The organism is Paenibacillus terricola, from assembly GCF_014779765.1.
Taxonomy (GTDB): Bacteria; Bacillota; Bacilli; order Paenibacillales; family Paenibacillaceae; genus Paenibacillus_T; species Paenibacillus_T terricola.
In genome coordinates this window covers 883,462-904,205 of record NZ_JACXZA010000003.1, presented here as the reverse complement: position 1 = coordinate 904,205, position 20,744 = coordinate 883,462, and the positions used below count along the sequence as shown (strand labels likewise).

At 45.8% G+C, this 20,744-nt stretch carries 11 protein-coding genes; all 11 read left to right on the top strand.

Annotated features, from left to right (window positions below; translation table 11 throughout):
* The first annotated feature begins 39 nt into the window (after positions 1-39).
* On the top strand, positions 40-8,832 hold the full coding sequence (locus H8B09_RS15850; RefSeq protein WP_191204465.1) for a S8 family serine peptidase: 8,793 nt from the start codon (positions 40-42) through the stop codon (positions 8,830-8,832).
* A gap of 90 nt (positions 8,833-8,922) precedes the next feature.
* Positions 8,923-9,708 carry a barstar family protein gene (locus H8B09_RS30520; RefSeq protein ID WP_224753629.1) on the top strand — a complete coding sequence of 262 codons (786 nt, stop codon included), beginning with the start codon at positions 8,923-8,925 and terminating at the stop codon, positions 9,706-9,708.
* A gap of 244 nt (positions 9,709-9,952) precedes the next feature.
* Positions 9,953-11,509, top strand: coding sequence for an RHS repeat-associated core domain-containing protein (locus H8B09_RS15840; RefSeq protein WP_224753628.1), 1,557 nt, complete (start codon positions 9,953-9,955; stop codon positions 11,507-11,509).
* A gap of 6 nt (positions 11,510-11,515) precedes the next feature.
* Positions 11,516-12,082 (top strand): suppressor of fused domain protein, encoded by a 567-nt coding sequence (locus H8B09_RS15835; protein ID WP_191204463.1) that lies wholly within the window; start codon positions 11,516-11,518, stop codon positions 12,080-12,082.
* Positions 12,083-12,263: 181 nt separating this feature from the next.
* A complete protein-coding gene (locus H8B09_RS15830; protein WP_191204462.1) occupies positions 12,264-13,223 on the top strand; it encodes a hypothetical protein in 960 nt (319 codons plus the stop codon).
* On the top strand, positions 13,211-13,645 hold the full coding sequence (locus tag H8B09_RS15825; RefSeq protein ID WP_224753627.1) for a hypothetical protein: 435 nt from the start codon (positions 13,211-13,213) through the stop codon (positions 13,643-13,645). Before H8B09_RS15830 ends, H8B09_RS15825 begins: the two co-directional genes overlap by 13 nt.
* Positions 13,646-14,574: 929 nt before the next feature.
* Positions 14,575-15,204: a hypothetical protein gene (locus tag H8B09_RS15820; protein WP_191204460.1), complete on the top strand. Its 630-nt coding sequence runs from the start codon at positions 14,575-14,577 to the stop codon at positions 15,202-15,204.
* Between the two features lie 202 nt (positions 15,205-15,406).
* A complete protein-coding gene (locus H8B09_RS15815; RefSeq protein ID WP_191204459.1) occupies positions 15,407-17,107 on the top strand; it encodes a molecular chaperone HscC in 1,701 nt (566 codons plus the stop codon).
* Positions 17,108-19,699: a J domain-containing protein gene (locus tag H8B09_RS15810; RefSeq protein WP_191204458.1), complete on the top strand. Its 2,592-nt coding sequence runs from the start codon at positions 17,108-17,110 to the stop codon at positions 19,697-19,699. It abuts the gene before it with no gap.
* A 338-nt stretch (positions 19,700-20,037) separates the two neighbouring features.
* Positions 20,038-20,178 (top strand): hypothetical protein, encoded by a 141-nt coding sequence (locus H8B09_RS15805; RefSeq protein WP_191204457.1) that lies wholly within the window; start codon positions 20,038-20,040, stop codon positions 20,176-20,178.
* The gene (locus tag H8B09_RS15800; protein WP_191204456.1) at positions 20,179-20,628 is read left to right on the top strand and encodes a UPF0158 family protein; all 450 of its coding nucleotides are present in this window, start codon (positions 20,179-20,181) and stop codon (positions 20,626-20,628) included.
* Positions 20,629-20,744: the final 116 nt, after the last annotated feature.

Here is a 20,744-nt window from a genome sequence, read left to right as displayed (position 1 = left end):
CATCTTCATGCAATTATTTGTTATTTATGGGAGGAAACTATGAATCTATTCCAGCGTATACTTGCGACAGTGCTCGCGCTCATACTCGTCTGCGGGCTGCCGCTCCAAGACTTTAGCCATGTCTACGCGCAAAATGCCAGTTCCTCGTCGAAGCCGGCAGCGCGTTCGAAAACTGAAATCATCGTGAAATATAAGAGCAATGAAAAGGGGCAGAATGTCCGGTCAAGAGTGAAGTCGAAGCTGAAGCTCGGCAAGATGGAGTCCAAGCGCAAGCTGCGCCAGTCCGGTGCAGAAGTCATCGAGATCGGTGAGACTGACGATCTGAATAAGACAATAGCAGAGCTGAAGAGCGACCCGGATGTCGTCTACGCGCAGCCGAACTATTTGCTCACGGCTGCTGATGTGCCGACGGACGAGCGGTTTGCTGAGGAATGGGGCTTGTCCAACACAGGCCAAAGCGTCGGTTACAGCAAAGGTGTACCTGGCGTTGATATCGGCGTGACGAAGGCGTGGGGTACGACGCTTGGAACGGCTTCGACGCTAATAGGTGTGCTTGACACGGGAATCGATATTCAACATCCTGATCTGTCCGAACGGATATACGTCAACCGAAACGAAATTGCTGGCAATGGAATCGACGATGACGGCAACGGCTATATCGACGACGTCTACGGCTGGGACTTCGCCAACGACGATAATACCGTATACGACAGCGCATCCGATGACAAGCACGGCACGCATACGGCGGGCATTATCGCCGCAAGCGCGAATGAAATCGGCATTCGCGGCGTTGCGCCTAATGTAACGCTGCTGCCGCTGAAATTCATCGCCGGCAAAACGGGCTATACATCCGATGCCATCGAAGCGATTGCTTATGCGAAGCAGATGAGTGTCAAAATCATAAATGCCAGCTTCGGCAGTACGGATGCGAACCCTGCTTTGAAGGATGCAATCATGCAAAGCGGCATTCTCTTCATCGCCGCAGCAGGCAATAACGGACAGAACAGTACGATCAATCCTGTATATCCGGCTGCTTATTCACTGCCTAATGTGGTGTCGGTCGCTGCATTAGACAATACAGGAAAGCTGGCATCATTCTCGAACTATGGAGCGAATATCGACGTTGCGGCTCCAGGAGAAGGTATCTTGAGCACGCTGCCGGAAGAGCAGTACGGCTTCCAGAGTGGAACTTCTGCAGCTGCGCCAATGGTAGCCGGCATTGCCGCGCTTGTGCAAAGCCAGTTCCCAGACCTCACCGCTGAGCAGATTGCAGGCCGCGTGAAGGCAGGTACGACTCCACTGGCTGCACTTACGGGCAAGACGGCAACTGGAGGCATTGTACAGGTCAACAAGGCGATCGAAGCACTGGAGAACAGTACGATACAGCAAGGAACTGCTGAAGTCATCGACGGAGAAACGCCAACTGCTGATGGATTGCTTGATACGCTCGCTGTTTCGATCGACCCGAAGCTTCAAGAGCAAATTCATTATGGCGAGGAAGGCGTATCCGTTACAACTGGCAATTACTCGAAGATGTTTGTAGATATGTCGTTGTCGGCTCCCGGCTTCACAGTCGATCTCAGTCGAACCTACAACTCCAAGGATGATCGAACGACGAGCTCGATGGGCAGAGGCTGGACGTTCGGATTCGAAGGCAGCCTGAAGCCTGATACCACTAACGCTAATTTAATGGTAGCGAGATTGCCGAACGGTCGCTCCCAGATGTTCGTGAAGAACACGAATGGCACGTATACAGCCAACGATTCGATCAGCACGTTGGAGAAGCAAAGCGACGGCAGTCATATTATGACCACGATGGATTCTTACACGTACAACTTCAGTCCAGCGGGTATTCTGTCATGGATGAAGGACCGGAACGGCAATATGATATCGATCGGAGTGGACGGTAACGGGCGAATTACGAATGTATCGGATACGGTTGGCCGTACTTTTACAATCGCCTATAATCCGGCTGGATATATCGTGAGCATCACCGATCCGATGAAGAGGAAGATTACCTACTCCTACGATACGCAGAACAGGTTGACGACGGTCACCGACCCGCTCGGTCAAGTAACGGCGACCTACGGATACGATGGATCCGGCTTCTTGAACTCGATCAAGGATAATGCACAGACCTTAACAGATTCGATTACTTACAATCATAATGCTTCCAGCACTGACAACAATAAGGTTACCAAATACATCGATGTCTATGGAAATGTCAAGACATACACGTATGATGCCAGTAACCGTAAAACGACGATCATAGATATTAACAACCGTACGACGGTGAAATGGTATGACAGCGAAATGTATGTCATCAAGACACAGGACGCTGAAGGCAAAATCGCAACCGTGGACTATTACCGCGATGCCAGTGGCGTCAACAAATACGGCCTCGAGCACTTTATCACAGATCGTTATGGGAACAAGTGGGAATACGTAAGGGATGCGAGCGGTAACATTACAAACATTGTCAATCCGGATGGAAGTGTCTCCGCATATACGTATGACGCTAAGAACAACGAAACATCGGAGAAGGATGAGATGGGGAACATGACCTATTGGATCTATGATGCCAACGGGATCAATCTCCTTCAACAGGTACAACCGATAAACGGAACGGACGAGTACGATATGTCGGCAGACACCTCGAAATTCGCGATCACAACGAAAGCGTACTACTCGGCTGCGGAATCGCAAAGGCTTGGTTATAAAGTACAGGGATTATTGAAGTCTGAGACCGATCCAGAGGGCAACGTAACCTCCTACACCTATGATGTAAATGGCAACGTCGCGACAATTACCGATCCGGAAGGCAACGTAACGACACAGAAGTATAATGTACTCGGTTGGTTAACACAGTCTATCTCTCCGGCAGGTAATGTGACTACAAGCGATTATGACTTAAACGGCAGGGTGATCCGCACGACGCTTGACCAAGGCCAGACGACCCGTACGCTATATGATTCGCTTGGTCGCACGATTCAAGTGACAAAACCGAACCAATATGTCTATGCCAGCGATCAGCTTAATAATGCGACACCGACGAATGTCTACAGCTCGACGGCTGGTGCCCGATACACGTACTATCCGAGTGGCAAAATGAAGACGGCAACGGATGAGTTAGGCAACTTGACCTCTTATGAGTACGATATCTATGGCAACCTGACGTATGAAACACGCCCGAATAATAGTCAATATGTCTACCAATACGACGTGATGAATCGGCAGAAAAGTATCTCGTTCAAGACAAGTCCTGACGCGATTTCGGTCTTGCAACGGACATATACCTATGACATCCTTGCGAACGGTAATTGGCAAAAACAAGAAACGATCTATTTGAATGATACAGAGACTGCGGTCACAACCTGGATTTGTGATTACAATGGTAACGAAATCGAGAGGCAGAACGCTGACGGCGGCAGTATTAAAACGATCTATAATCCGAATAAGACGGTCCGTGCGGTGACGGATGCTCGGGGCAATACGACCAGTTATGCTTACGATGGCCTGAAGAGACAAACAGATGCCTGGGTACCGCTCGATAAGGGAAGCTATCAGTATACCCATACAACTTATGATCGCAGCGGGCACACGCTCGCGGTCAAGCGCGGCAAAGATTCGGTTCCTTTATTCAACGTACCCGTCTCCGACCGTCTTATCAGCGATCTATATACGTATGATGGCAATGGTCATGTGACGAGTATGACGAATTCATCGGGTTCCAAGACGGCGTACAAGTACGACCCGGATGGCAATATGCAGCGCAAGGACGAGTATACGGGCGAGTCTGAAGCTTCGACAACTTATTTTGCTTACAACGAGCTTGGACTTGAAGTTTCGCAGAAGCAGGCGATAAGGGCAGGAGATTTGGCTGGAAGCTCATACGCTGATAATAGTGTCATTCTGCTTGATACTCGCAAGGAGTATGATGCGAATGGCAATCTGACGGCAGTAATAGCACCAGATGGTGTAAGGACCTCCTATACGTATGATGCGTTGAATCGTCAGATCAGCATGAGCGTCTCTGCCACGAATGAGCAAGGAATGCCAGCTACTAAGAAGACGACTACGACCTACGACTGGCAGGGGAATCCGCTCGTTGTTACCGATCCGTTAGGGTATACGACTTCCAAGAGCTATAACGAGAAGGGTTTGCTAGTGAAAGAAACCAATCCGCAGGGCGGCGTCTCATTCTATGCTTATGACAATGCTGGTCGCAGAACCAATGAAGTATCAGCATTAAATTATGACTCGACCAAGACGCTGGATCAGATGACTCGAACGGAAACGGTCTATGACACCATGGGAAGGATCAAGGCGGTAATCGAGAAGTTTAATAACAAGACATACTCGGGCTCCGCCTGGAGCAGTGTCTGGACGGAAGCAGTGACGAAAGCGTATCAATACGATGAGAACGGGAACGTTATCAAAGAACTTGATGGTGAAGGATATGCCTTTGGTGTCGGTAAGACGATTGATGCACGTATTCAAAGCGGCTATGGCACAACCACTCGATACAATGCAGCTAACTTGCCGATTACTGTTGTTGATCCAGTATCCAGAGAGCGCGGGCTTAAGTATACGAAGGCATATACCTATGATGGCATGGGACGTCAATTAACAGAAACGGATGCGAACGGCGTTGTTAAGACGAAAGGGTATGACGACGCGGGGCGAGTTATTAAAGAAGGAATTCGCAACGCAGCCTCGGCACCAGAAATTATGTTACATGCTAAGTCGTATGATTTGGCAGGTCGACTAATTGGTACTACTGATGCTAATGGCAATATCACAAAATATACGTATAACAGCTTTAATCTGGTTCAATCTCAGACAGACCCTGGTGACAGTACAATCGGCAGCTATACTGTCTATCGCCAGTACGACAGTAGAGGGAGATTAACATCCGAGAAGGACTCGAACGGTAAGATTAATCTATTCACCTACGATCAGGTCGGCAATCAGATAGGCAAGTCTGAACAGGACGCGAATGGTAGAAACATTATAGAATCATCGACTGCTTACGATCTGAATGGCAATCAACGATTTGTTAAGGATGCGAACGGCAATCAAACCGAATATGTTTATGATAACCTAAATAGACTCCTCCAACAGAAGGTAACGGTAACCGATTTAGTCAACGGAGCTGCTATTCAGACCACTAGCTACTCGTACGATAAGAATGGCAATAAGCTGACAGAGACGGATTGGAGAGGGAATAAGACCAGCTTCGCCTATGATGATAAGAATCGTTTATACCAAACTACAGATGCGAACAATGTGGTTATCGAGAAGCTAGAGTATAACTTTAATGATTCACAAATCTATTCCAGAGATGCACTTAATAATCTGACTAAATTCAGTTATGACCGGAATAACAAACTCTTAAGCACGACGGACCCATTGGGCAATGTGTCATTCAATTCCTATGATTATGTTGGGAATATGGCGGCTAAAACGGATGGTGCAGGAAATACAACTCAATACCAGTATGATATTCTTAATCGCCTATCTACAGTGATCGATCCACTGGGTAATCAAACTCGTTATACGTATGACTGGAATGGCAATAAGCTAAGCCAAACCGATGGCAACGGCCACATCACGATGTTCGAATACAATGCGGGCAATAAAGTTGCTCGTCGAATCGATGATGGAGGCAGTATGATTGATGCTGCAGGGAAGGCAGTCTCTGATGCAACCAAGATTGAAAGCTATTGGTATACACCAAACGGTTCGTTGTTGAAAAAGGCGGATCGAAACGGGAACATAACAGAGTACGTTTATGACATTCATGGACGGATGCTGTCCGAGACTGTTACGGGGGCGACTCTTAATAATGTTCCAATTGTAGAGCGACAGCATAGTTACACCTATGACAATAACGGCAACATGCTTACGATGAAGGACGCGACGGGTACCACAACACGTACGTATGATGAACGCAATCGTAATATCACCAAGTCTGTGCCGAAGTTAGGGACGAGCACGTATCGGTACGATGTAGTAACAGGCCTAACCGCAGGTTACCGCTCGGAGATTACAACGGATGTGAAAGGGAATGTAACGACCAAGATTTTTGATAAAGTCGATCGTCTTGTCAGTGCAGCTTCTGGCAGCAATCAACCGGTCGTCTACACGTACAACAATGATGGTACTCGTAAGACTGTGGAGTATCCGAGTGGATTGAAGGAAGCGTACACCTATTCAGCTAATAAGCAGTTGACTTTACTACAGAATTTAAATGGCAGTACAGTAATGGATTCATATTCCTATACTTACGATTCTGCAGGTAATCAGAAGACGAAGACGGAAACGATCAACGGTGTCAGCAAAGGGACGACCACTTATTCGTATGACCAGTTAAATCGCATGGCCTCTTTACAAGAACCGAGCGGCAAGAAGACAGTCTATCAATACGATGGTGCAGGCAACCGCCTGAATGAGACGGTATCAGGCACTGCGAATAACAGTAACACGGAGTACTCGTATAATAATCAGAATTGGTTGACCTCTACACGTACGGTGAAAGCTACTGGTGAAGCTGAAGTTTATACGTATACGTATGATAGCAACGGCAACATGGTAGGGAAGAGCATTGAGAAGTCCAAAGCGTTCGATCCTAACAATATTGTAGCCCCTACATTTGGAGCCTTCATCTCTGGTCAGGAGAATCAGAATGCAAGAATCTCAGACATTGTTGGAGGCACTGCTTACTTCCAGTACGATGTCTGGAATCAGATGATTAAGACAACTTCGGCCGGCTCGACATCGGAGTATGCTTATAATGCACAGGGCTATCGGACGAGTAAGAAGGTTAATGGCGTCACGTCGTTGTATCTTTATGAGGCTGACAAGATTGTATTAGAGACAGATGGAAGCGGCAAGCAAACCGCATTCAACCTGTATGGTACTAACTTGCTGATGCGTACGATGGGAACAGATCTGTACTATTATCTCTATAATGGCCATGCCGACGTAACGGCTCTCGTGAATACGGCTGGGGAGATTAAGGCTTCATACTATTATGATGCATTCGGCGTTGTGCTGGAATCGACCGGTACGATATCGAATCCGATTCGCTATGCGGGCTATCAGTACGATCAAGAGAGCTCGTTGTACTATCTGAACGCTCGATATTATGATCCGAAGATCGCAAGGTTCCTGTCTGAAGATACGTATCGAGGACAAATGGACGATCCGCTTTCTTTGAATCTGTATACTTATGTTAATAACGAACCGATTATGTATACAGATCCGACAGGTCACACTACAATTAAACAAGGACAAAGCGGAGACGCTATCAAGGCGATTCAGGAGAAACTCGTCAAAGCTGGTTACGATGTTAGCACAGATGGCAAGTTTGGACCGAAGACAGCGGCTGCGGTCAAACAATTTCAGAAGGACATGGGAATAAAGGCTGATGGCGTTGTAGGAAATCAGACGTTAAGCATACTTGGGGCAGCAAGCACGACGGCTAATGCACCTGATTATGTGAAACAAGCAGCGTTAGCAAGTGCGAAACAAGCCAAATCAGGCGATATAAGCTCGGATACGATCTTGATGTCTGGAGAAACATTCCAGAAGGCGCTTAGTCAGATAGAAGAAACGAGAGCAAAGGTCGAAGCGGTAACCCATTCAAGTGCGGTTGTACAGACTAAGGTTGTTAATAATACCGTCCAGATTACGGGTGTAAAAACGACACCTAAGCCGACAACAACAACAAAGTCTACAACGACCGTTAATGCGAAGGCTACAACGACGGGAAAATCAAGTACTGCTAATGCGAATGGTTCTAGTCTAGGGAATAATATTTTAGGAACTCTGGCCACAGGCGCTTCGTATGCTTATGATTTTCTGATAGGTGACGACCTTAATACTATTAACGATCCAAATGCATCGTGGGGCTTAAAAACAGTTGCGCTGGTAAGTATTGGATTGAATCTTATTCCAGGTGAAGGACAACTCGCGAAGATTGGCGGGAAGGCATTACTAAAAACAACGGGAAAAGAAGTAGTGCAAGTTGCGGAGAAAGAAACGGTTCAAGTGTTATCTAAACCTGCTGCTAAGGAAGTTGGTAGTACGACTAAACAGCTAATCAATGCATGCGAATGTTTTACAGCGGGAACCATGGTCATTACTCTTGAAGGGGAGAAGAATATCGAAGACATTGAAGTCGGAGATAAGGTTCTTTCCAAAAGTGAAGAGACGGGCGAGGTAGCCTATAAAGAGGTTACCGCGACGTTTAATCATGAAACGGATAATATTTACCGGATTCATGTGGGTGACCAAACGATCGAAGCGACATTCAATCATCCATTCTATGTAATGGGCAAAGGATGGACATTCGTCAAAGATCTCAGACCTGGTGATTTACTTGTTCAGAGTGATGGAAATACACTCAAAATAGACAGTAAAGAACTAGTCCACAAGTATGTCACAGTTTACAACATGACTGTAGATGAGTTTCATACGTACTTTGTGAGCGACCTTGGTATTTGGGTTCATAATACTAACTGTAAACTTTCATCACCTAACCCCGTTCCAGGGTCAATTCGTAATCAATATGAAGAGATTAACCTAGGAAACGGGACTCCGAGAATTGATTCTACTACGGGGCAACAAACAATATTTAATGCAAATGAACTTAAGCAAGGTGCCCCTAATAACGTTTGGTCAGGTTCATTAGAGTGGGATGTACCGGGCACAAGTCATAGGATATTACAAAGACCAGATGGGAGACTAGGGTATGTTTTAAATCACGATTATTCTAAACCAAGATTATTTCCTGGACCATGGTATCCTGATGGTCCAACCAAGTAATTAATAAATACGAAAGTGCATATCTACTCTTCTTACTGGCTACGCACTTTAAATCGAATCAATTACTAACAATTATAATAGGAGGATGTCATGGATTACTTATATTCAATTACGGATGACGATAGTAATTTGTTAGTAGGTTACTGTAATGATTTAATTGGATTATTTGTAAAAAACACCCTAGAAATCGATGAAGACTCAATAATAATTAAAGTTATTGGCTTTAGGTTTGATGATAATTTTCTATCATATTTGAAGAAAACTAAAGTTTCAGTCTCAAACTTATATTTGAATATATTAAGTTATGATCATACGGAACTAGGGGCATATTATTTCAGCCTAAAGGAGCACATGTACTTTCATAAAATGCTAGATTATACCTTGAATAAACTTGATTTTGAGTTATGTGGTTACTTATACGAAAAAGCATCACCTGAAGCGTTAGAAATCTGGAATTCGTGGAGGAAATCTGTTCCAAGAATAACAAACAAATGGTTGCCGCTATCGAAAAAAGAAAAAGAAGGATGGCTAGAAGTTGTTAGGTTGTATCACAATAAAAAACATATGAATAAAACTGATGTTAGAAATGGTGTTTTTCATTTAGATGGAAATAATATAGTTGACCACTCATCATTTTATTGTGCACTGGGAGAGGCTATTAATGGACCAGGTGGTTACTTCGGTTTTAATATCTCAAGTCTCATTGATTGTCTACGAGGTGGTTTTGGGGCTGTTACACCATTTACGATTTACTGGGAAGGTCCGAATAGATTAAATGATTCTGAAGATTTATCCGGATTCTATATAGACATAGTAGAAATATTTAAAATGGGCGATATTTTATTATTGAATTCTAATGGATCACAGTGCGACTAAACTTTGAGTTACAGTCTTGTAGTCCGTGAAACAACGGTTTAAAATAGTTAGTCTTAGGCAGTAGAAGATGGCTTCTGAACGGGAGCCATCTCTAGTGGCTTTCCAACTATGAAGTAGTCTTTGTTAGTAAAAAAGGAGATAATAGTTGGTCAATTCGTATTGAGTAGAGGTAAACGGAAAACCTTGATTGGCCTCACGTGCCTTTCAAGGTTTTTTCTTTAGTAGTAACTTGCTGATGCGTACGATGGGAACAGATCTGTACTATTATCTCTACAATGGTCATGCTGATGTAACGGCTCTCGTGAATACGGCTGGGGAGATTAAGGCTTCATACTATTATGATGCATTCGGTGTTGTGCTGGAATCGACCGGTACGATATCGAACCCAATTCGTTATGCGGGCTATCAGTATGATCAGGAGAGCGCGTTGTACTATCTGAACGCTCGATATTATGATCCGAAGATCGCAAGGTTCCTGTCTGAAGATACGTATCGAGGACAAATGGACGATCCGCTTTCTTTGAATCTGTATACTTATGTTAATAACGAACCGATTATGTATACAGATCCGACAGGTCACACTACAATTAAACAAGGACAAAGCGGAGACGCTATCAAGGCGATTCAGGAGAAACTCGTCAAAGCTGGTTACGATGTTAGCACAGATGGCAAGTTTGGACCGAAGACAGCGGCTGCGGTCAAACAATTTCAGAAGGACATGGGAATAAAGGCTGATGGCGTTGTAGGAAATCAGACGTTAAGCATACTTGGGGCAGCAAGCACGACGGCTAATGCACCTGATTATGTGAAACAAGCAGCGTTAGCAAGTGCGAAACAAGCCAAATCAGGCGATATAAGCTCGGATACGATCTTGATGTCAGGAGAAACATTCCAGAAGGCGCTTAGTCAGATAGAAGAAACGAGAGCAAAGGTCGAAGCGGTAACCCATTCAAGTGCGGTTGTACAGACTAAGGTTGTTAATAATACCGTCCAGATTACGGGTGTAAAAACGACACCTAAGCCGACAAAAACAACAAAGTCTACAACGACCGTTAATGCGAAGGCTACAACGACTAGCAACACAACTCTGGCGAATACCAGCACAGCGGGCTTAAATTTTGTCGCAGGTGGATTAACGGCAATTGATAATGACGTAACGTTTGGTATTGGTCATATAATAGCAGGACAACCGCCTCTATCACAGCAACAGACGAAGTCTTATCAAGTTGGTAAGCTTGCTGGAAATATACTTACAACAACTGCAGCGTTTATTGGATTGGCTGCGTCAATAACATTAACAGGAGTAGGGGTGGCTGCAGAAGGCGTTACCTTTGGAGCTTCAACTACTTTAGTTGTAGCAGGAGTTGCTGCAGCATCTGCTTCTGGTGCTGTACTTACTAATAGTTTTGGTCATTTAGTAGGTGATGACTATAGTTATTCTAGTAGCTCTGGTTCGAGTAGTAATACTCAGGGTGCGGGTGAAAATACCTTAAAAGGTACCAACGAAAAGGGGCAAGTAACTAGCCGTGGAGGTTTTAGGAAGGATACGGTGCAGGATGCTTGGGATAATGCTCAACCTGGACCGAATGGCGGAAGACTATGTCCAACATGCGAGAAAGAAGTAAATGTTCCACCTAATTCGGGAGAGAAAAGAGATTGGGATGTTAACCATACTCCTGCGTGGACGAATAGGGAGTTTGGCCCTAACGTCACACGAAAAGAAGTATTGGATAATTATCAGGAAGGAACAGAATTAGAATGTCCTAGTTGCAATAGGAGCGGAGGAAATAGGAGGGACTAGCTTTTTATGAAATATACAGAGTACTTAGAACATCATTTAGGTAATATTGAATATGGTTGGAGTAAAGATTCGGAAGGAAATAATACGCCTTTTCAGGTTGTGAAATATAGCGGCGGTCCGTTTTCGGGTACTGTAACATATTCAACCCTAGGATTAAGCAATGTGGGTTTTATTTCTCCTATTTCAAAAAAGTTGATTAGGCAGGAGTTGATTTTTGTTTCTTATTCAAATTTTGGGGACAAAAATATTCCGGGATTGCTTCAACAAGTAGGTGCTCGGATGCTAAATAAACAGCATCCTTACCTGAGGGGAGATGTTATTGGACCTTACGGCAAATTATTTGATGTAACTGAACTAGAGGCACTGTATGTGACGAAACCAGTGTATTTTTCGGATTCATTTCATACTTTTAATCCTACTGAAGGAAGTCCTATAGTACAAACCTGGTTGGTACCGATTACCGCCAATGAGGCTAATTTTATTGCCAATAATGGTTGGGATAAATTTGAGGATAAATTAGTTGATATAAATCCTGACCTGGTAGATTTTAATCGTTCTAGTATTATCCCTTAGGATGTAAAAAGAAACCTTGAATGGCTTCACGTGCCTTTCAAGGTTTCTTTTTTGGTGGGGGCTACCCAGTGCCGTATAGACCCATATTCAGCCAATAACACATCTAACCAATTAATTCTCGTATAAAGATTTCTCGAAATCGCTGTACGCAAATGCACCTGATTACGTGAAGCAGACTGCGTTGGCAGATGCGAAGAAAGCCAAATCAAATGATATTAGCTCCGATACGATCTTAATGTCTGGAGAAACCTTTAAGAAAGCACTTAGTCAAATAGAAGAAACGAGAGCAAAAGTCGAGTCGGTAACCAAGTCAAATGCGGTTGTACAGACTAAGGTTGTTAATAATACCGTTCAGATTACGGGTGTAAAAACAACACCTAAACCGACAACAACAACAAAATCTACAACGACCGTTAATGCGAAAGCTACAACGACTAGTAACACGACTCTGGCGAATACCAGCACAGCGGGCTTAAATTTTGTCGCAGGTGGATTAACGGCAATTGATAATGACGTCACGTTTGGTATTGGTCATATAATAGCAGGACAACCGCCTCTATCACAGCAACAGACGAAGTCTTATCAAGTTGGTAAGCTTGCTGGAAATATACTTACAACAACTGCAGCGTTTATTGGGTTGGCTGCGTCAATAACATTAACAGGAGTAGGGGTGGCTGCAGAAGGCGTTACCTTTGGAGCTTCAACTACTTTAGTTGTAGCAGGAGTTGCTGCAGCATCTGCTTCTGGTGCTGTACTTACTAATAGTTTTGGTCATTTAGTAGGTGATGACTATAGGTATTCTAGTAGCTCTGGTTCAAGTAGCAATACTCAGGGTGCGGGTGAAACTGCGGGTAGTGGTCAGTACAGAGTTAATAGGGAACTGCCAAGAAATGAAAATGGAACCCAAAGCCCGACAGTCCAAATCCTCACACTCAAATTGGGGAGCAAGAAGGGCGAAAAGGGAATTATTGTCAGAAAAGGGAGTGGGGAGAAAATGGTGATTATACCAAGGATACCGACTGGACAGACCATGGTAGAAAGGACCACACTAATCCACATGACCACTACTACGAAGATAACCCAACAGGTGGAAGAAAAAAACGTGGAGGGGCAACCTCGAGGTGATAAATGGATATCTTGAGAATAAGTAAAACGAGAGAATCCCAACAGTTTTCATGTCTAGGTGAGCAATTGGAAGATATTCTTTCAGTTATCAATGAGGATTCAAAGCCATTGTTATGGTATGGGTTAGATGTGGATTATTATGAAATTACAAACGGAATATTTAATACTCCCATCAGTAGATTTATACATACGAAGGACTTAATAATTGCAACGAGAAACGTTGAGCAATTTTTATCAGGGGTATTTATTGCATCTGAGAATGATATCACCAAGTGGGATTTACAGAACCTTCCAAAGACGGAAGAAGATGAAGGGTTTCAAATTGATGAAGCAGAGATAGAGATTCGTGCGTTCGATACAACTTATTATGAAGTTTATTTGAAAAATTCTATCGTTGCAGAAAAATTAAAACTAGCTTTTCATCCGTATATTTCTTAGGATTAATGAACCTTGATTGGCTTCGTGCCTTTCGAGGTTTTCTTTTTGGAGGGGGCAACCCAGTGCCGAATGAACTCACTATTCAACCAATAACACATCTAACCCATGTAATACCCGTATAAAGATTTCTCGAAATCGCTGTACGCACGTAATGCCGCTTTAATTTTATTACCTAAACAACGCTATGCCGATACTACATTGAACAGGTCGATTATGGTCAGATACCACCATGATTGATCTGTTTTTTGTTATCTTCGTTTTCTGCGGTTTTTCTAAAATTCATCGCAACTGTAAAGTATGCCACCCCGATAGGAAGGACGAGAAACTAATCGCAACTTTTAGTAAGTGTGGCACGACAATTAACAGTAGGGACGTCTAAATTGAAAATATTAGTTGGCATATGACTCTCCATATCCGTTGGGCAATGTATTCATCGCATCCAATACGGGCGGAATATGAAGGTCTATGAGGGTAGCCGATATTACGGGACGAAAGAGGAAAGCATGGTTCATGCCTTTTGCCGTAATTACGATAAGAAGGCTGAACAATTCAGTAAAGGGGTGGCAGTAGTGGGGGAATGTACGAGAGTGGGATTGGTTTACAGACCTGCTGAAAAGATTCCGTTAGAGAGCATCATTCAATTCCCGCCCAAGTTCAATGACTTCTACCCGTATAAAGATTTTTCGAACTCTCTGTATGCACGCCAATACTTTATTTTTATAATTAAATAACGCTTTGCCAATACACAAACAGGTCGATTATGGTCAGATTTCACCATGATCGACCTGTTTTTTTGTTAGCTTCGTATTCTACGGTTTTATTCGGGTACCAAAACCCATTCCGATAGCCTCCTCTTACACCCAACTGTTATAATGGAAGAATGTTCCTACAAGGGTATATAGATATAGAGAGTGTCAGGAGATGGAGTAGTGCAAGTGTTGAAGGCAATCGGCACATTCGTGATCACCATTGCAGTAACATTAGCGGTGGTGCAATGGCTTCCGGTTAAAGGAGAGGGAACAACGGTTGTTCATGCGCCGCGAACGAATGAATCGACTAGCAGGGCGAGTAGCTTGGAACAGCCAGATGGACTAATTGTAGATGGCTTGAAGCTTCAGCAACAAGGGTATTATACCAACTCTGACTTCACGTACGACCTGATCATGAGCCGATACGGGCCAGTAAAGTTCGTAACAGCCGAACGTTCGGACAATGGTTATGATGAGTTGAAGTTTATTATAGTAGATGAAAAGGAGAACATCGTTGATGAACTGCCTGATTTTATCGGTGAATCATACGGTAGATTCGATCACGTTTCACATGTGTATATGCGGGATGTGAATGGGGATGCCCTTAAGGATGTAATTGTCATTGCACAGTATAAGACTGGCGATGAGAAGAGCGGCGCAGTCGATCTACCGGTTACAGGCGTGTATTTCCAGACGGAGGATGGATTCACATCCGTTGCCAGCATTGATGAGGAGCTTAATGAGAAAGGGATTACGAATAACGTCGCTGAGGTGCTGATGTATTTGAAGCGGATGCAGCTTGATAAGTGATGCTAAGCCAGTAAGCTTCTTCGTGAAGACTGCACAGGCTGATTATGGTCCTGCCATGGTCAGCCTTTTTGTTCTATTACGTGTTCTTTACCTAATCTTTTGGTACTTCTCTGTAATCCTCTCTTGCAGTAGGAAGGAATTAGTCGAATCAGATAGAAATCAGTCTCTAATCATAGAACAATGGTAGGTAGCGGAGGGACATATGACGGTTATTGGCATCGATCTTGGAACAACGAATAGTCTGGTTTCTTGTTGGACGGAGCAAGGCATTCAGCTGATCCCGAATGCACTTGGATCGCACTTAACGCCATCGGCGGTTAGTCTCGGCGATGACGGCGAGGTGATCGTTGGTCAAATCGCGCTTGAACGGCTTATTACGCATCCTGATCGGAGCGCAGCAGTGTTCAAGCGATACATGGGAACTTCGAAAACGTATCGTCTCGGTACGCGCGATTTCGTGCCGGAGGAATTGTCGGCGCTCGTCATTCAATCGCTGAAGGCGGATGCGGAGCATTATCTGGGGCATCCCGTTCGTGAGGCGGTTATCAGTGTTCCTGCTTACTTCAGCGATGCTCAGCGGAAGGCGACTAAGCGAGCGGGCGAGCTTGCGGGTCTGCGAGTCGATCGGTTAGTAACGGAGCCTACTGCCGCGGCGCTGGCTTATGGCATCCATCTGAAGGATGCCGATACGAAATTCCTTGTATTCGATCTAGGTGGCGGCACGTTTGACGTGTCCGTTCTCGAAATGTTCGACAAGGTCATGGAGGTTCGTGCAGTCGCGGGCGACAATTACTTAGGCGGCGAGGATTTTACAGAGATGCTCGTCCAGCTGTACTTGAAGCATCATTCGCTAACGGCTGCATCGCTCGATCCTAAACAATCTGCGCTGCTGTACCGGCAGGCGGAGCTGGCGAAGCGGTCGCTCGGCAGCGAGCGCGTAGCGACGCTTACTTGCGCGTTCGAGGATGGGCAGAAGTCATTCACCGTCACAATGGAGCAATATGAGGATGCGGCCAAACCTCTGCTGAACCGGCTGCGTGAGCCGATCGAACGGGCGCTGCGCGATGCATCGCTTAAGGTGAAGGATCTGGAGGCGATTCTGCTTGTTGGCGGTGCGACCAAAATGCCGCTGATCCGTTCCTTCGTCAGCAGACTGTTCGGTCAACTGGCTTATTCGAACAATCATCAAGATGAGATCGTCGGGATGGGAGCCGGCGTACAAGCTCATCTCCTTGGTCAGGAAGCTGCATTCAAGGAAATCATTCTGACCGATGTTTGTCCCTATACGCTTGGCACTTCGATCTCCATCCGCAAGAGCCAAGGGTTCATCGAAGAGGGTCATTTCTTCCCGATCATCGAACGCAATACGATTATTCCGGTGAGCAAGGTGGAACGTTTCTTCACGATGAACGATGGCCAGCGGGGGATTCGGATCGATATTCTCCAAGGCGAATCGCGGTTATCCAAAGACAATATTTCGCTAGGCGAGCTGAACGTGCCTGTGCCCCCTAAGCCCGCGGGCCAGGAAGCGGTGGATGTCCGATATACGTATGACGTGAATGGACTGTTGGAGGTCGAAGTGATGGTCCTCTCTACAGGCACGAAGAAGTCGATCATCATCGAGAAGCATCCGGGTCATATGTCGCAGGCGGAAATCGCAGGCCGAATCGAGGCGCTGTCCAAGCTTAAGGTGCATCCAAGGGATCAGCAGGAAAACCGCTGGTTAATCGCCCGCAGCGAGCGGCTGTACGAAGAAAGAATCGGTGAGGAGCGCAACGAGATCGCTCGGCTGCTTCGCTTGTTCGAGGATACGCTCGACCGACAGGAGCCGCGTCGCATTCAAGAGGCACGGGTGCAGTTCAAAGAAGCTTTGGATCAAATCGAGCGAGGAGGCTTATTGTAGATGGATTTCTATTCGGTACTGAACATTAGCGAAGGTGCGGATTTGAAAGAGATTAAACGAGCTTACGCCCGTTTGCTTCCGATGCACTCGCCAGAGCATGATAGGGAAGGCTTTCAGCGATTGCGCACCGCCTATGAGGCAGCGATCAAGCATGTAACGGAGCGGCCCTCTGCTGAAGCGCGAAACACAATAGAATCAGAAGAAGCAGCCGCCGGTCCGATTACGACTGTCGAGCAGTTTGTGGAACGAGTCAAAGCGATCTACAACAACTACCGTCTAAGGATGGATGCCGGCGTATGGGAGCGGCTTCTAGCGGAAGATATCTGCCACCATCTAGATACGCGGAGTGAAATCAGCGAACAATTGCTTGGTTTCTTAATGGATAACTATTTCTTGCCGCAATCGGTGTGGGTCGTTATGAATGAGCATTTCGAGTGGAGCGGGCAGCGTGCTGCGCTGGTGCAACGGTTTAATTCGAATTTCATCGATTATTTGTTCCGTCGCATTGAACGGGACGACTTCTTCCGTTACGAGCAGTTGATCGGTCTCTCTGCCGATCAAGCAGATGCTTTCATCCGGGCTATTCATACGGGATCGAATGCGCTTGAAGCATTCGACTATTATGGGGCATATGCCGCGATTGAGGAAGCGAAGGCGATACAGCCGGATCACGCGGACTTATTGATTCTAATGGCTCGATATTTGATGGCGATCGGCAGGCTGGAGGAAGCAGAAAGTCTGCTATCCGCACAAATCGAGAGAGATGCAGACGACTTCTATACCCGTTATTACAGAGCGAATCTGCATTATCGGCTGGGACAATACGAGGCGGCAATGGAACTGTTCGAGCAAATTATTCCGATTCGTCCTGACATGGTGGACATTCTTTTCTCGCTTGGCAAATGCGGCGTTAGCCTAGCTGCTTACGATAAAGCGATCGAATACTTGAACAGGTTGCGTAAAATTTTGCCTAATGACTCAGAAGTCCAATGGCTGCTAGTGTCTGCCTACCAATTCCAAATCGGTCAGCTTCAGAAGGAACTTCATGAGGGCGCGGATGATGAGATCAAATCCATGCTTCTGGCAACGGCTTATTTGGAAACAGGCCGGAACGAGGAGTGCTATGAGCTCTTAGTTCAAATGGAGCGTAAACGTAGGTCGGCTAAGCTATATGATATGTTATGCAGTGTATTGTACCGACTGGGCAAGCCAGAGCTGGCTCAGCAGACATTGACCGAAGCGATTCGTCAATTCCCGGACGACTTCGAGCTGAATCTCTTCTATGGCGGCCATCTGGACGACATTGGACAAGTCGAGGAAGCGATCCGCTATTACGAGAAGGCGGAAGCCGTGCAGCCTGATCACGCAACGCTGCTTAACAACAAGGCATACTCCCTTAATCGGCTTGGCCGATACGAGGAAGCATTGGCCTATTCGATCCGGGTATCAGCCATCGAACCTAGCATGCCGAATGGGTATCGGACCAAGGCAGAAGCGCTTCTTGGGCTTAATCGATTGGAAGAAAGCTATGAGGCTTGCGAGGAAGCGCTGCGGTTGAACGCTCAATATACGCATGCTTACGTTACCAAAATGAAAATATTGACCAGCGCACGCCAGCTCGGTGACGTGCACGCTGTCTATCAGAAGACGCAGGAGCTGGGCCTTCAAGATGTCCGGCTACAAGGCGCAATGGCGGAGGCTCTTCGTCTTGGCGGAAACTATGAAGAGGCGATCCTCCATTGCGAGCAGGCGCTGGAGACGGATGGAAGCCGTGCAGAAATCCGTTACACGCTTGCGCTGAGCTATTTCCACCTCAACCGGTATGAGGAGGCTTGTGCGAGCTTCGATGATGTGATTGCGGCCAATGGATCGGAAGAGGCGCGTTATCACAAGGGGCTCAGTCTCTACTATAGCGATAAAGATGAGGCGGCATTGCAGGAGGCTCGTCATGCGATTACGCTCGACATCGGCAATAAAGATCATTTCCATGATTTAATGGGCGATATCTACCGCCACTGGGACCAGCGCGACAATGCGGTTCGCGAATATCGGATGGCAATCGCCTATAATCCGAATAGAGCGATTTATTACTGTCAGATTGGCGAGCTGCTGCGCGGCAGTCTCGATCGAATAGAGGAATGTTTCGAAGCGTTGAATGCAGCTTTGGAGCTTGATCCTTCTATGGTAAGGGCGTATGAGTCGAAGATACACGCACACTTTTTCATCACAGAGGATTATTCGAGTTGTCTGGATCTATGCAATACGGTACTGGAATTAGAGCCTGAGCATATGTTCGCTATCGATTTCAAAGCATGGGCGCTGTTCAAGCTTGGCAGCATGGAAGAAGCGCAGCGTATCGTACAGGAAGGTCTGCTGTTGGACGGCAGATTCGTAAGCTTGCTTCATCTCAAAGCGGTGCTGCTGCGTGAGAATGGCCTTACCCGCGAGGCGCTTATCGTCTGTGATCGTATCCTGGAGATCGATCCGGAGCATAAGGAGACGAATGAGATTATCGAAAGCTTGCAGCCTCAGGAGCCTGAGAAGGAAGAGAAAGGCGGCCGCTCCTTGTTCAGACGATTAATCAGCAAGTAGGCAAACGGTGATAAATCAACAAGTGGAGGCTATACGATGGTGAAGTAACGAAATCCGCTCTTAATAAACATTTAAAGCAACTAAGCAACGAGCAGCTTATCGAGCTAGTTAAGGAATGCTATAGCTCAAGCAAAGAGATGGAGAAGTTTCTTGCAGCTAGAATACTGGGCAGTCAAGCGATTGACGCTTTGTATGAGGAGCATTACAAAAAAGTTAAACAGGAGTTTTTCCCGGACCGGGGCACGGTAAACTGCGGCTTAAGGAAGCTAAGAAGGCGATCACGGATTTCGAAAGGTTGACGGGAAGCAGGAAGCATAGTCTTGAACTAAAGTTGGCCTATGTTGAAATGGGTGTCATGGTTCAAGGAATACGAGGATCGGCTTGAAGCGATCGTTTCAGGAACGTATGATATCGGCTGGGGGTTTCAAGAGGTGCTGGCTGATCTTCATGCTCAGTTAGATGGAACTGGAGAGAACTGAATGAAACTATTGAAAGTAACGAAGATGCAATTTAAAGAGCTGGTAGATACATACGATGACAATGTCGAGGGCATGGAGTTCTTCCTGAATATCGAGACGGGCGAAATTGTTATGTTATCAGACTACGGCGATGACGAGGAGCAAGAACAGTTAAACGAGTTGGTTGAAGAGGGATTCAATATAACCTATTTCCGAGTGCCTCATCGGGATTCACATGAAGGATATAAGGAAATGGTTTATTTTACAGACACCATCAAGGATCGAGCGCTGCAATCAGAGCTGTATGAAGTTCTAGACGGCGGCCGTCGAATATTCCGTCGGTTCAAGGATGAATTATCATCGAATAAAGAAGAGTTGGAGCGTTATTATCGTTATCTGGAGTCTCGGAACCGCGAGCGTATTCTCGACTGGTTAGAAGCGATTGGGATTCAGCTCATGCTAGTGGATTAAATATGATTCAAAATGAAGACCCCGCCTAAGCATCCGCTGACCGGGGTCTTCGCATTCTACGCATATCATCACAATATCAAGATTGGACACGCTTGTGCAAAGAACGCTTCTGTCGG